Source organism: Pseudomonas sp. B611, assembly GCF_055407965.1.
Genome location: NZ_JBUZST010000001.1, coordinates 993103 through 1007397, shown reverse-complemented (window position 1 = coordinate 1007397; position 14295 = coordinate 993103). Strand labels below are relative to the sequence as shown.

Sequence of the window (14295 nt, the reverse complement as noted above, 5' to 3'; positions counted from 1 at the left end):
AGCCCGCTCCCACATTTTGATGGGTGCTCGCCTTGGCAATGCGGTCGAGTGTGGGAGCGGGCTTGCTCGCGAATGCGTCGGTTCAACCACCGCCGCACTTATCTGGTGCAACCCTGCGGATATTCAACCGCCAAACCATCCCCCCGACGACAGTTGTGCGGCTTTACGACAATGATTCTCAGCCTGGCATGGCCGCTGCAACACCTTGAATCATTCCAAACCGTTCAGGGAGCGCAGCACGATGAACACACAACTCAAGCCCACCTTGGGCACCCTGCATTTGTGGGGCATTGCCGTGGGGCTGGTGATTTCCGGGGAATACTTCGGTTGGAGTTACGGCTGGGGCGTCGCCGGAACCTTGGGCTTCTTGGTGACGTCGTTGATGGTCGCCGCGATGTACACCTGCTTTATCTTCAGTTTCACCGAACTGACCACCGCCATTCCCCATGCAGGCGGGCCGTTTGCCTACAGCCGCCGAGCCTTCGGCGAGAAAGGCGGCTTGATTGCCGGGCTGGCGACCCTCATTGAATTCGTGTTCGCCCCGCCCGCCATCGCCCTGGCCATCGGCGCCTATCTCAACGTGCAGTTTCCGGCGCTCGACCCGAAACATGCGGCCGTCGGCGCCTACTTCGTGTTCATGGGCCTGAACATCCTCGGCGTGAAACTCGCCGCCACCTTTGAGCTGGTGGTGTGCGTACTTGCCGTGGCCGAGCTGCTGGTATTCATGGGCGTGGTCGCCCCGGCGTTCAGCTTCAGTAACTTCGCGCTGAATGGTTGGGCAGGTTCCGACACCTTTGGCGCGCCAGCGATTGCCGGGATGTTTGCGGCGATTCCCTTTGCGATCTGGTTCTTCCTCGCCATCGAAGGCGCGGCCATGGCCGCAGAAGAAGCGAAAGATCCCAAGCGCACCATTCCAAAAGCCTACATCAGCGGCATCCTGACCCTGGTAATTCTGGCCATGGGCGTGATGCTCTTCGCCGGTGGCGTGGGTGACTGGCGCACCTTGTCGAACATCAACGACCCACTGCCGCAAGCGATGAAAACCGTGGTGGGCGACCACTCCGGCTGGCTGCACATGCTGGTGTGGATCGGCCTGTTCGGCCTGGTGGCGAGCTTCCACGGCATCATCCTTGGCTATTCGCGTCAGTTCTTTGCCTTGGCTCGTGCTGGTTACCTGCCCTCTTTCCTGGCCAAGCTGTCGCGCTTTCAGACACCCCACCGCGCCATCCTCGCCGGTGGTGTGGTCGGTATCGCGGCGATCTACAGCGACGGTTTGATCAACCTCGGCGGCATGACGCTCACCGCCGCGATGATCACCATGGCGGTGTTCGGCGCCATCGTGATGTACATCATGAGCATGCTCAGCCTGTTCAAGCTGCGTAAGACCGAGCCGCTGCTGGAGCGCACCTTCCGCGCCCCGGGTTACCCGATTGTGCCGGGTATCGCCCTGGTACTGGCGGTGGTGTGCCTGGTGGCCATGGCCTGGTTCAACACGTTGATCGGGATGATCTTCCTGGGCTTCATGGCGGTGGGGTTTGCCTACTTCCAGATGACCGCGCAGAACCGTGCCGATGCACCGGCAGATGCTATGTTGACCGGGCTCTGATCTACTGGAGGCAGAACGGGCCTACACTGAACTACTGAGAAAGCCCGTTACTCAAAGCAGTTATTCCCGTGGGAAAATTCTCCCACGGCAATCTGCCTCAAGGAGAGCCTTATGCCGTGGTATGCGTGGTTGATTTTAGTGGTGGCGATCGGCTCGATCGTCGGCGGCCTGCTAATGCTGCGGGATAGCGCCAACAAGGTGGAACTCACCGACGAACAACGCAAACGCGTGGCCGAACGCAACGCCCAGGCAGACGCCAAGGACGCGCAAGACCGCTGATCGCGCCTGACAAAAACCTGTGGCGAGGGAGCTTGCTCCCGCTGGGCTGCGAAGCAGCCCCTCCAGGCCCTACTCCCAATCCGCCTTGGCAATTTGTAACCCGTGCTGCCCCTTATAGGCAGCACGTTCCGGCTGGCTCCAGCCAACCAGTAGCGCCTCTTCCAACCGGTAGATCTCAACGCCCAGCGGACGACACACCGTCAGTGGGTCCTGCGCGTCCGGCCCCCACATCGGCAGTGACAGGTCCCCGCCCGGGCACGTCGACAGCGCGCACAGCAGATCAATCTCGGCAAAGAACTCCAGGTAATCGCCCTTCTGCGCCGGGCACGCCTTCATGAAATACATGTCGTCCTGATTGAGGCCGGTGCACTGGAAAATATTCAGCACGTCATGCACGTCGAATTCCGTCAGGCCATGGGGTAAAACCGCACGCGTCAGGTTCGAATGGCAATGGTGATGGAAGTCCTCGCCGGTGAGCATGCGGTTCACATAAGGATCGCAGCGCGTACCGAGCAGGTCATGCAGGCGCCCGCCGTGCTCATCGATGCCATAGCTCGCAAGGCTGTCATCGGTGATCGTCACCAAGGGCCGCAGAAACGGCAGATTCGACCACAAGCGGTCATGGGTGCTGACATGGGCGCCCTGCAACTGCCGCGTGCGTGCCGCCCACAGGCGTTCGCGCGGGTCATGGGCGTTCCACACGTTAAAGTCGCCCACCTGCGGGCCAACCGGCGTGGTCACCCGGAACACATGCCCGGCCGGCACTTTCCACGCCCTCCCCGTACGAATCGGCACCTCGAATTGTTCGATCAGAGTACGTTGGTCGACACGTTCGCGAATACGCTCATAAAACGCCGTATCAACCTGCAGCGCCGAGCCTTTGCTGACCTGATATGCCGCCGGATAGTCTTTGTACATCATGGAACTCCTCGATCAGGGGTGGGTGAACAGGGCCAGCGACACACGCTCCGAGTCGTCCAGATATAAACTCAGCGCCTGCCCTGCTGCCGGTTTGTCCGCTTGGACCAATAGCGCGTATATCTCGCGGTCGCGCTCCAGCCAGGGCGACTGGAAACGCTGCTCATCGGGTGCTGCACAAAACACCAGGCGTAACTGGGCGATCACCTGGGCGAAAAACTCATCGAACAACGGGCTGCGCATCAGCCCGACAATCTGTTGGTGGAACACCAGGCTGTGGGTCGCCACGGCGCGCCAATCTTCACGCTCCCGTGCCAGGGTGGTGGCGTCGATAGCATTTTGCATGCGCTCGGATTGATCGACGGTCAATGCGCGGCACTGGGCGATGGCCTGCAACTCCAGCGTGCGCCGGACTACAAACAAGTCGCGTACCTCTTCACGCTCCAGGCGCCGGACCATAACCCCCTTGTTTCGCACGTACCGGGTCAGGCCCTCCTGCCCCAGGCGATGCAACGCTTCGCGTATCGTGTTGCGCGATGCGTTATAAGTCTTTACCAATTCCACCTCGACCAACGCCATTCCCGGTAGCAGCCGCCCACCAATAATGTCGGCGCGAAGCTCCAGGGCGATCTGGTCGGCTAACGACAGACTGAGTGTCATCACTCCCCCACGATTGTTGAACAATCCCCTGCGTAGACGTAATCACTTTTCGTGCCAACCGCTGCGCTTCGCTGGATGTGTAATAACGTTCAACTCCGTTAAACTGCCATCTCGTTACCGAGGCAGCCCTATGCGTTACTCCCAAGACCATAAAGCCCAAACCCATCAGCGCATCATCAAGGAAGCGTCGGTGCGCTTTCGCCGCGACGGCATTGGTGCCACCGGCTTGCAACCGCTGATGAAAGCGCTGAACCTGACGCATGGCGGGTTTTACGCACACTTCAAGTCGAAGAACGAACTGGTGGAAAAAGCCCTGCTCGCCTCGGCCGCAGAGCTCGATGCCCACTGCGAGATGCTGTTCAGCCAGGAACGGCCGTTGGACGCGTTCATCGACAGCTACCTGTCGGACTGGCACCAGAGCTCTCCGGATCAGGGTTGCCCTTTGCCGACCATGTGTTCCGAACTAGGGCTGCGAGGCCAGCCTAGTCCGACAACGGATGCAGTGCTCGACGCACGGCTCAAACAGATTGAAACAGCGTTGGGTGAGGGCCGTGCTGACGCTCAGGCACTGGTGATGATGTCGACACTGGTGGGCGCGCTGGTGCTGGCCAGGAGTGTCGAGAATCCGCAGCTGGCAACGCGGATCATGGACGTGGTGCGAGACACCTTGAAAACGCAGATCCGGGAGGATGAAAAGGCCGATCAATGACCGGCCTCCTGGCTGCTTAATTGAGCGACAGCCTTTCGCGGTTCTTCTCCAGCAACGCCTTGCCGATGCCCTTCACTTCCAACAACTCATCCACTGCCGTGAACGGACCGTTGCTATCGCGGTAGGCGACGATCGCCTTGGCTTTGGCGGCGCCGATGCCAAACAAGTCACGGCGCAGGGTTTCGGCGTCGGCGGCGTTCAAGTTGACCTTGGCGGATTGCTCGACCTTGGTTATTTGCGCAGTGATGGGGGTTGGCGCTTCGGGTTTGATCGAAGGGGCTGCGGTGGTAGTGACGGAGAGAGTAGTGAGGAAGGCGAAGATCAGGGAAGAAATGTAGGTGTTTTGCATGGGTGACGCTCCTTGACATCTATGAGAGAAAAGCAGCTTTCCGAAGCTGCTTTTCAAACTTAGGTGATGTTGGAAAAACGTCAAAAACGAGTTAGTTACAGAGTGTAAGCACCACTAATCTGTATCAGATCTTTTCGAGCCTGAAAACTTCGACATCGTTACTTCACCGTCAGCACTGATACCTTCTCGGGCGAGAACTTTATGGACGGTCATAAAAAGTATCTTGAAATCCAGCAAGATAGAACGATTATCGACATACCAAACATCAAGCTTGAACTTATCTTCCCAGCTTAGAGAGTTTCGACCATTGACCTGAGCCCAGCCCGTAATGCCAGGCCTCACTTCGTGACGCCGTGCTTGTTCAGCACTGTACAGCGGCAGATATTCGTTCAACAACGGGCGAGGGCCAACTAAACTCATATCCCCCTTGAGAACGCTCCAGAGTTCAGGAAGTTCGTCCAGGCTGCTGGAACGAAGGAATTGTCCAAACGGCGTCATGCGCTCGGCGTCTGGCAACGGAGTTCCCTTCGAATCGTTTGCGTCACGCATACTACGAAACTTTACTAGTGTGAAGGGCTTGGCGTTCAAGCCAGGGCGCACCTGCCGAAACACGACCGGCGAGCCTAGATTTTTACGAATTCTCCAAGACGTCCACGCGATCACCGGTGACAGTAAGATCAACGCAATCGCGGAAATGAGGATGTCCATGAACCGTTTCAACGACTGGTTTCCTTGAATAGCAACGACAGGTAATCTTGCGCTAATTTTGGATAGTTTCGGTTATCCAGCAGCCATTTGCGTCCACGTGCGCCCATCTCTTCGAGCTCTTCGGCACGCTTGGACTTCATCTCCAGAATCCCCGAAACCAACGATCCAACATCCCCGGCTGGCACATAAACGCCGCACTCCGCCTCGTTGATCATGGAGGGATAGCCGCTATAAGAAGCGATGACTGGTTTGCCGGCAAGCATGTAGTCAATCACTTTATTGAGAGACTGCCCATAGTGCCAGACCTTTGACGCATATACAGAAAAATACAGCAGATCGGATTTGGCCAACGCTGACTGAACCATGTCCCGTGAAATTTTTGGAGCGAAGACAAGGTTAGACAAGTGACCGTATTTCTCTTGATAGTGGGCCTTCAACGCGCCGTCACCAATCATCAAGAACTCGATATCAGCATAGTCTTGCATCAACACGGCCGCTTCAAAGAACACCTCTAAAGCGTTTGTAATGCCGATGGTGCCGGCATGAACAACTCTAAACTTAGGTGCCGAGAAATATTGCTTCACATAATCATCTGGCAACTCTTTTACCTGGTTCAGATGATCGTCGCTCACGCCCATGGGGATGCAAAATACCGGACGGCACAACCCCGTCTCGGCACGTACATGCTCCGAAAGATTAGGCATGGTACCCACAATCAAATCTGACCGCTTATACGCCAGTTTTTCGATAACAGATAACGCCTTGACGAACAGATTTCCACTGCTGAATCCGCCCTCTTCCACAATCGTGAGCGGCCATATGTCGCGCACCTCGAAAACCAGTCGACAGTTATACTTACGCTTTAACAACAAACCATTGATAATGGTAAGTAGTGAAAGGCTGGAAACGACAATCACGTCAGGCCGAGGCAAAGTTTTCTTGTTCAGGAAAAACAGGTTCCACTCAAAGTGAAACCAACTCAGAATCCTGATTACAGATTTTGCAACGGAATATTTTAGTGTACGCAGCCAAATAATCCTTACACCGGAAACCGTCTGCTCGGTGACGCGACGACTTAACTCGGGCACATCAACCAGATTATTGGAGTCCGAGGTAATTACGACCGTCTCACAGCCAGATTTTTTCATCTCCTCGACCAAAAACCAACCACGCCCCCCAGGACTGTTGGCGGTTTTTGGCGAAAAATACTTCGTGATATACCAAATGGTCTTCTTCATCTGAAAATAATCCAACCTCTTCAGACTTTATAAAGTTTTGGAATGGCGTTCACCACTTTGATGACTTGATCGAAATCCATACCCAGCGCATCAAGGTACCAGCGAATATTCTGATATCTAGGTTGGTTCTCGTTCTTCACCAATTCCAGTGCCTGATCACGTGTCATAACTCCTTCCCGAATTTGGTTGCTTCGAAAGGTATCGTGCTCAGAAAAACCGGCAACGGTGTAATAAATATAGTTATAAAACGCCGCCGTACCGTCGCCAATACGCCAAGTAGTGGAGGTATCCACGGCCGTTTCCCAGTCGTACTCACCGATCAAAGTGTCGTCAATAGTCTTCTCGTCCCAGCTCCAGTAGTCGAAGATATGGTAATAATCTTTTTTCTCTGTGAAACTACGATAGTACTCACCCGACAACGTATCCCAGAGTGACGAGTTAAAGTAACCTGGACTTTTCAACATAGCTTTGAAACGCAGGCTTTGATATTCAAGCTGCTTTCGCCAGCCATTCATATAGACGCGTTTCTCCTCAAAATCAGGAGGAATGCCAAGAAAGCCCGCTTTGAAGTGAGTCACCTCTAATGGGTTAACCCCCCACAAGTTGAGTCCGATCCCGGTCTGACGTTTTACGGTTTCTACGTGGCGGAAAAAGTGCTTGTCACCCGCTGTCAGAATACTAATCATCCCTAGATGGGGGGACTTGAGCCAGGCCCGCAGATTGGTAGCAATATTTTTACGTTTTTTGTCAATATCATCAGCAATGATAATATTTTCAACACCTAGTTCGGCACACATACGACTAATATTACGTCGACCCAAGTCCGTTACCATGCCCCAGTCGTAGGTGTAGGTAACAGGGTTCATACCCAGTTCCTTGACGATCAAGTGAAGGCCATAACAGCTGTCGCGCCCGCCCGAAAACGGAACAATGCAATCCAGTTGACCGTTGCGTCGATACGGCTTTACCAAATTAAAGAGATCTTCTTTTGGTTTTGGCACATTGCGGAGAGTGTAAGTATTACAGTAGTTGCACACGCCAGCCGCGTCGAAAGAAATATAGGGCATTGTCTCGGGAAGCACGCATTTCGTGCACCGACGCAATTCTGGGAGGTTAAACTGAAGCAGTTTCTCCTCAGCCTGATTATACTTGAACGGCGGAATAATATTATGGGTACGCTTACGATCATCGGAAACAGAGACAGAGGCAGACTCCGGGATTTCCAAAATCACCGCTTGCTCTTTAATCTGGGTAATATGGGTACAGTGTATCTGCGTCAACGGATAGCTTTCAGAAGAAAAGCATACACCATCGTCAGACTGCCCTAAGTACAGACTGCCATTATTGGAAAACAGGACAGCTTTTCCAATTTTCGGCAAAATAATGGCACATGCAATGACGCCCTTGCACAAAGACAAAATCCTATCACTGAGCTGACTCAGATCAGTACCATTATCTTCAAGGTACTTCTCAGTGATTGCAGCAATCACTTCGCTGTCAATTTCAAGCTTGCGCTCAGCCCCGATCAGGCCCCATACATCCGCATCATTCACGATGATACCGTTATGGATAACGCAAATATCACCACGAACAACAGGCTGATTGTCAGCAAGGCCATTCGTAATCAGTCGACTGTGACCAAAAACGGCCTGAGAATTGTAGGGGGCTACCTTGGAGAGCAAGTTATTTACATCATAGTCAGCACGCTTAACTTGGCAACCCTGTTTATCAAAGTAAATCAATCCACTGGAATCACGCCCTCGCTGCCTGGCATGATCAGCCAATATGTTGAGACTTGCCTTATTGACTTTCTGCCCGCTCGCAGAAACCAATCCAAATATCCCGCACATATATTAAAATCCGTATTAAATATTAAAAACAGAACTCATCCAGCTATCACAAAGCCGTCGCAGCGACCTGGATCAGCAGACTCAGTTTGCACATCACGCCGACAGACTAGCCGGAAACACCGGTATTATTCTGATAGACATGAAGCATTGTCTCAATGCAGACAGGCCAGCTGTAGTGAGATTGCACATGCTCTCTTCCAGCCCTGCCCATCCGCTCGCGTAATTCCTGATCTTCAATCAGGCTGATCATTGCAGTGGCCGCTGCTCGCGGATTGTCCCGCGGCACTACCAACCCCGTCTTTCCGTGGACCGTAACTTCAGGCAACCCACCCGCATCTGAGACGACCACCGGCAGACCAGCAGCGCCCGCTTCGATGATAGCGACGCCAAAGCTTTCACTGTCAAGGCGGCTGAGCGCGACGTATACGTCCAGCTTACCAAGCTCCTGAGGTACTTCTTTATGAGGTATTTGCCCTACAAAGGAAACTCGATCCGCTATTTTCAGTTTTTCTGCCAGCATTTGCAACTCTCTTGTCTGGGGACCGCCGCCGACTAGACGAAGAAATAACTTGTTCGCTATCTTGGGATCCTTCTGTTCCATCTCGCCCACTACAATCGAGAAAGCTTCTATCAAAGTATCTACACCATATTTGGGTGCAAGTGTCTTTACAGTACCGATAGTAATTCGATCAGGATCACGTGCTGCGGCATGAGCGGTGTCAGCGTACGCCGTCATATCAACCCCAAAGGGCGTCACTGAAATATCATCGAGTCCAGGAACTAGCGCTTGAGTCCTTGCAGCCATACACCAGCTCGTCGAAGCAACAGCATCAGCTGCTTTTAAGTTCGCAGTCACCAACCATTTGTGCAAAGGGCTTTTGTGAGGAAAATCGTAGACGTCGCTTCCCCACACAGACATTATCCACGGATGGTAATTAACCAGACGAGCGGTCGTACCATAACCACTCGCATAATGAGCATTGACAATATCTGGTTTTAGTTGGCCCAATAACTCACGAACAGGGCCAACCATTGTGAAATAACCTACAATCCCACGGTATGGAAACTCATGCACAGTAACGCCTGCACTAAATGAATCGGCGACGGGGTGCTGCGATATCACATGGACTTCGTGACCCACTGCGCTCAAACCGTCCGCCCATCGAACTGTGTGAATGGAAGAGGCACCTGATAGCAAGACGATTTTCATATTCAACACCTATCAATCATTAGCTGGAGATCGACTTCCTGCCGCGATGCCAACCAACACCAGAATGGGCAAGCTCAACACCAGGTTATTTTGAAATAGCGTCACTTCAAAACAATTAATTACCAACAGCCCAATAAAAGCAGACGCCGCGATGCGGACCTTATAGACATCCCGACCATTAAAGGAAAAATTCCATATTGAATAAAGTAGCGCAATCAACATAAACTCACCCACCAACCCTAGCTGCATGTAAATCTGCAAGTAGAGATTATGTGCAGAATACTCGATACTCGAGATATCTTTAACTTGAACACCACCACCTCGGCCCCAGACCTCATAACCCTCCATCAACTCAAACAGCATGCTCCACATAGAGCTACGGCCTGAATCCAGGTTCTTCTGGAAGATCTCTCTTGAGAGCCGATTCATTTCAGCATTCAGTTCTGGAAAAAGAATACCGACAGAAAAGGACAGCACCACCGCGGTCGCCACAACAAACGAAAAAAAGTACACCCCACTCAAGCGAAGACGTAATAGTCGTGGCAGTACTACATAGGTTGTAAAGAAGACTAGCAAGCCCAGTAACGATGAGCGAGATTCAGATATTAGAATCAAAGCGACACCGAATACCCACGCCCACACCGCCAACCGAGGCCTGAAAAACAATATTGAACAGATCATCAGATAAGCAATCATGCCCAACGAATTGGCATTCTGAAAAAACAACTGCCTTTCAATGACGTGATACATCAACAAAAACACAGCAATCAAAAGCAACATCAACGCAATGCCAGAAACTCCGCGCGTATCGTATTTTTTTGAGTACGAAAAAGAAAAGTAAAGCACGACCATACTAAACAAAAATTGCAGCCCATTCTCTAGCGACCTGACAACCTCTTCACGCCCAGCAAAAACCGTAGACGCGTACTGAATAAATATAAGCCCCACTAGGAGATAGATCCATATCATCGCTCGCAACGCACTTCGATCGAGAAAGATGACAATAAAAAATAACGAGCACAGGGCCAACGAAAAAATAAACCCCCACCGAAAAAAAATCGAAATGAATATATTTTCCGCCAAAGAGAAAAATGACAGGAACATCACAAAAAATATAAGCACGTAGTAATATCGAAATCCCTTAATCATTTTCTAAACCTAGACAGATAGCTGAGAACCAACTTTAGTTCTGCATGAAAAACCACACACGCAAACACTAAAGCCACACCCCAAGACACAATCACAATAGGCAATTGCTTTACTTGCAGGCAAAAAATGCTCAAGCATGCACAAGCGAATGTGGACAGGTACAACTTCCGTCGAGGGATATTCCGCCAGTGCCTTGCAGAGAACTCCGTTCGAAAGATCAAGAACACAAAAAACGCGATCGTATTACTCATGATAGCGCCGGCCGCACCGTAAAGAGGGATTAGGAAATACGCGCACGCAAAACATAAAATCAAAACACAGAAATTTCCGACAACGTTCAAGTACGTTTTCTTAACAACAGAAATACCTATACCACTCACTTCAGAAAGGGCATAAAAAAATGGCTGCAACACAGCACACATGAGCAAATACTTAACTTCCGAATACTCTGCAGGAAGCAAAAAGTCCACAAATCCTGAGAAGATACCCACTAGGGCTGTCAGCACGACTACGAAAAACAACACTACACTCAGCACGCCATCTATACGGGACAAATCTTCATTTGAAGAAACCCATTTGTATACGATAGGCACCCATACCACAGAAAGGATATTTTGAAATACGACCGCCACACCCGCCAAATTTATAGCAACCGCGTACAATCCAAGCTCGTCCAGGCCAACCATATCCTTGAGTAAAACCGAACCGATCGCAGTCACGGCCCAATATATAAGAGAGGACAGTAAAAGCGGAAGCCCAAAAGCAAACAGCTGTCGGCGATCAACAACAGCCGCAGCACCTCCACGATTACGTTTAACGTAGGTAAATATCACACTGGCAAACTGTGGCACAACAACGAGCAAGGCAACAAAGCTGAGCAGCAACACAGAGCTGAAGTTTGAATGCCCACTCAGGAAGAAGCTGAAAACCAAGAAAACACAAAGCAACCCTTTGGGCAGCACTTGATTGATCGAATAGAATACGCCATCACCGTTCATCCTCAGTATCACACTGGAAATCCTGAGCAGGTACATGACAAATACGCAAACCGCAGTTAAAACGACATAGGACGTTTTTACCTCGCCGTACAAAAACTGTGAAATCTCATCTTTCATCCAAACAATCGGAATCAAAGCGAGCAGAAAAATAAAACCCCCTGGCAGATAACAATCTAAAAGCAACCTGTACTTGTCAACTTCTTCATTATAATAGCGCGCAAATGTTTGATCCAGGCCGAGAGATAAAAACAACACCCCAAAGCCTATTACCAATTGATATATATTAAACCGACCTATATCCTCTGGAGAAACCAACCATGTCAGCAGCGGAATGGTAATAATTCCCGCCACTGCCGCACCCAGTGTACCTATCGAAAAGGCCGAGATATTTTTTAAATTCAAAGCGCACTGGCTCCCGCTTTTATAACGACTGCAGGAACGCCGGCAATAATAACATTATCAGGAAAACTTTTGGTGACTACACTATTTGCTCCAATCACGACATTATTGCCAATAGACACGCCCTCACGCACGTACACACCATCACCAATCCATACGTTGTCGCCAATAACAATATCGGCTTCCTTATACACGATCTCCCCATCGAGATTTGATGTAGGTTTCATCAACGAATGGGTACGTGCTTTTATACTGACCCTGTAGCCAATTGCGCAGCCACTACCGATCTGCACCCGTGAATTGTCACCCACTTCAATTTGAGCAAAGTTTATATAGGTCAACTCGCCAATAGAAAGATTGTCCAAGTTTCCGGTGATCGATGTTTCACCGCCCAGCACGACAGAGACGTGGATATTCTTCGCCTGCAACACTTTATGCCGCGAAAGAAAATTCGCACTCCACAATACCGCCGAGCGAATCAGCCACGCGACAAAATGCTTAATTTTGTAGGGCATTTTTCAACCCATTTGCAATCGTTGTCAACGCGTCCTGTGACAAATACGGATGCATCGGCAAACTCATTATATTATTTGCAACTCTGTCCCCCACGGGCAGCTTTGCATCTAAATCGGCAACCGCAGGCTGTTTGTTCAGCGGTATGGGGTAGTGCACCACTGTCGGGATGCCAAGCGCCTTCAACTTTTCCTGAAGCACTTCTCGATCTGGCGCCAACACACTGTACTGAGCCCAGGAACTAATATTCGACGTATCAATAAAAGGTGTGATAACCGGCAGCGCTTTCAATAAAGAATCATAAGTAGCTGCAATAGTGTTCCTCAGGCCAATTTCTTCTTGAAACAGCTCGAGCTTCGGCAACAGAATGGCAGCCTGCAACGTATCAAGGCGGCTATTGACGCCCACGCGAACATGATGATAACGGCGATCTTGGCCGTGCCGGGATATCTGACGCATTACTTTGGCCAGTTCATCATCGCTGGTAAAAATTGCACCGCCATCCCCGTAGCAGCCTAAGGGCTTGCTAGGAAAAAAACTGGTACAGGCAATCAAGCTTAAATTGCAGGACTTACGCCCCTTGTAAGTCGCACCGAAACTTTGTGCCGCATCTTCGATTACCGGAAGATTATGTTTTTTAGCGATACTATTGATTTTGTCGAAATCCGCGCATTGCCCATACAACGAGACTGGGATAATCGCTTTCGTGCGCTCAGTGATAGCCGCCTCGATCAAGTCTGGATCAAGATTGTATGTTTTTGCATCAACATCGACGTATACAGGCTTTGCCCCCAGCAGCGCGGTGGTTTCAGCCGTGGCAATGTAGGTGAAGCCTGGGATGATTACCTCATCTCCAGGACCAACACCCAAGGCCATCAGCGCAATTTGAAGTGCGTCCGTTCCGTTGGCGCATGTAATACAATATTTCGCACCCGTATATTCCGCAAGCCGTTCTTCGAGCTCAAAAACTTCAGGACCCAAGATATATTTTCCGTGCCCGAGGACATTTTGAATCCCCGCATCAATCTTATCTTTAATTCTCGCCTGCTGAGCTTTAAGATCAATGAACTCCATCATTTCGCTTCCAGTTTTTCTAACTTATTATCGACAAGCACGTAACTCGCCCCAGAGTACGGACAACGCTGTGAACCCTCGCCGCGCAATGGAAGTTCAAGCTGCTCACCGAACTCACTCATCCAACCAATCTGTTTGGCTGGGACGCCGACCATCAACGCATAGGCGGGTACGTCTTTGTTGACGACCGCACCTGCGCCAACAAACGCAAACGCTCCAATGGTGACGCCACACACAATGGTGCAATTGGCGCCGAGCGTTGCGCCTCGCTTTACCAACGTATCGCGGTATTCGCTTTTACGTTCAATAAGCGAACGTGGATTATATACGTTGGTGAACACCATACTAGGCCCGCAAAACACCCCTTCCTCCAACACAACGTTATCGTAGACCGAGACGTTATTCTGAATCTTGCATTGGTTGCCTATGCGCACTTTGTTCCCAACAAAGACGTTCTGCCCAAGTGAAACCTCGGCACCGATAACCGCCCCGGCGCACACGTGCACAAAGTGCCAGATACGGCAGCCGTCACCAATACTCGCACCGTCATCAATAATTGCACTGGGATGTACCGTATAATTCATTTGTCTTCTCTACAAAACGTTATCAACGTGTATGTGCATGGCACGTGAGAC

15 protein-coding genes are annotated in these 14295 nt (G+C 51.1%); 3 read left to right on the top strand and 12 right to left on the bottom strand.

Translation table 11 applies throughout. The annotated features are described in order from the left end of the window. The first annotated feature begins 241 nt into the window (after window positions 1–241). Together eat and ACZRMO_RS04770 are read left to right on the top strand one after the other, a co-directional pair. Complete coding sequence (eat, locus tag ACZRMO_RS04775) at window positions 242–1606, top strand: ethanolamine permease (RefSeq protein ID WP_463972070.1); 1365 nt, start codon at window positions 242–244, stop codon at window positions 1604–1606. A gap of 111 nt (window positions 1607–1717) precedes the next feature. Beyond that, window positions 1718–1885 carry a DUF2897 family protein gene (locus tag ACZRMO_RS04770; RefSeq protein ID WP_008437727.1) on the top strand — a complete coding sequence of 56 codons (168 nt, stop codon included), beginning with the start codon at window positions 1718–1720 and terminating at the stop codon, window positions 1883–1885. 69 nt (window positions 1886–1954) lie between these two features. Here the strand turns inward: ACZRMO_RS04770 and ACZRMO_RS04765 are convergent, their stop codons facing one another. Both ACZRMO_RS04765 and ACZRMO_RS04760 read right to left on the bottom strand, forming a co-directional pair. Next, window positions 1955–2803, bottom strand: a complete 849-nt coding sequence (locus tag ACZRMO_RS04765) for an urea carboxylase-associated family protein (protein ID WP_463972069.1) — start codon at window positions 2801–2803, stop codon at window positions 1955–1957. A gap of 15 nt (window positions 2804–2818) precedes the next feature. Next, window positions 2819–3463 (bottom strand): GntR family transcriptional regulator, encoded by a 645-nt coding sequence (locus ACZRMO_RS04760; RefSeq protein ID WP_463972068.1) that lies wholly within the window; start codon window positions 3461–3463, stop codon window positions 2819–2821. Window positions 3464–3593: 130 nt separating this feature from the next. Between ACZRMO_RS04760 and ACZRMO_RS04755 the strand changes: the two genes are divergently transcribed. After that, the gene (locus ACZRMO_RS04755; protein ID WP_463972067.1) at window positions 3594–4172 is read left to right on the top strand and encodes a TetR/AcrR family transcriptional regulator; all 579 of its coding nucleotides are present in this window, start codon (window positions 3594–3596) and stop codon (window positions 4170–4172) included. Between the two features lie 16 nt (window positions 4173–4188). On the opposite strand, the gene ACZRMO_RS04750 is transcribed toward ACZRMO_RS04755, so the two are convergent. From ACZRMO_RS04750 to ACZRMO_RS04705, 10 genes are all read right to left on the bottom strand, one after another. After that, on the bottom strand, window positions 4189–4521 hold the full coding sequence (locus tag ACZRMO_RS04750; RefSeq protein WP_124528126.1) for a ComEA family DNA-binding protein: 333 nt from the start codon (window positions 4519–4521) through the stop codon (window positions 4189–4191). A gap of 114 nt (window positions 4522–4635) precedes the next feature. Continuing rightward, window positions 4636–5229 (bottom strand): sugar transferase, encoded by a 594-nt coding sequence (locus tag ACZRMO_RS04745; protein ID WP_463972066.1) that lies wholly within the window; start codon window positions 5227–5229, stop codon window positions 4636–4638. 8 nt (window positions 5230–5237) lie between these two features. Continuing rightward, window positions 5238–6467 carry a glycosyltransferase family 4 protein gene (locus ACZRMO_RS04740; protein ID WP_463972065.1) on the bottom strand — a complete coding sequence of 410 codons (1230 nt, stop codon included), beginning with the start codon at window positions 6465–6467 and terminating at the stop codon, window positions 5238–5240. A gap of 20 nt (window positions 6468–6487) precedes the next feature. Beyond that, window positions 6488–8317, bottom strand: a complete 1830-nt coding sequence (locus ACZRMO_RS04735; RefSeq protein WP_463972064.1) for a hypothetical protein — start codon at window positions 8315–8317, stop codon at window positions 6488–6490. A 106-nt stretch (window positions 8318–8423) separates the two neighbouring features. Next, complete coding sequence (locus ACZRMO_RS04730) at window positions 8424–9527, bottom strand: glycosyltransferase (protein WP_463972063.1); 1104 nt, start codon at window positions 9525–9527, stop codon at window positions 8424–8426. Between the two features lie 12 nt (window positions 9528–9539). Beyond that, window positions 9540–10676, bottom strand: a complete 1137-nt coding sequence (locus ACZRMO_RS04725; protein WP_463972062.1) for an O-antigen ligase family protein — start codon at window positions 10674–10676, stop codon at window positions 9540–9542. Beyond that, window positions 10673–12076, bottom strand: a complete 1404-nt coding sequence (locus ACZRMO_RS04720; RefSeq protein WP_463972061.1) for a lipopolysaccharide biosynthesis protein — start codon at window positions 12074–12076, stop codon at window positions 10673–10675. Before ACZRMO_RS04720 ends, ACZRMO_RS04725 begins: the two co-directional genes overlap by 4 nt. Beyond that, window positions 12073–12588 (bottom strand): DapH/DapD/GlmU-related protein, encoded by a 516-nt coding sequence (locus ACZRMO_RS04715; RefSeq protein WP_463972060.1) that lies wholly within the window; start codon window positions 12586–12588, stop codon window positions 12073–12075. The genes ACZRMO_RS04720 and ACZRMO_RS04715 overlap by 4 nt, the downstream gene beginning before the upstream one ends. Next, complete coding sequence (locus ACZRMO_RS04710; protein WP_463972059.1) at window positions 12572–13663, bottom strand: DegT/DnrJ/EryC1/StrS family aminotransferase; 1092 nt, start codon at window positions 13661–13663, stop codon at window positions 12572–12574. Before ACZRMO_RS04710 ends, ACZRMO_RS04715 begins: the two co-directional genes overlap by 17 nt. Then, complete coding sequence (locus ACZRMO_RS04705) at window positions 13660–14244, bottom strand: acyltransferase (RefSeq protein WP_463972058.1); 585 nt, start codon at window positions 14242–14244, stop codon at window positions 13660–13662. The genes ACZRMO_RS04710 and ACZRMO_RS04705 overlap by 4 nt, the downstream gene beginning before the upstream one ends. Window positions 14245–14295 lie beyond the last annotated feature (51 nt).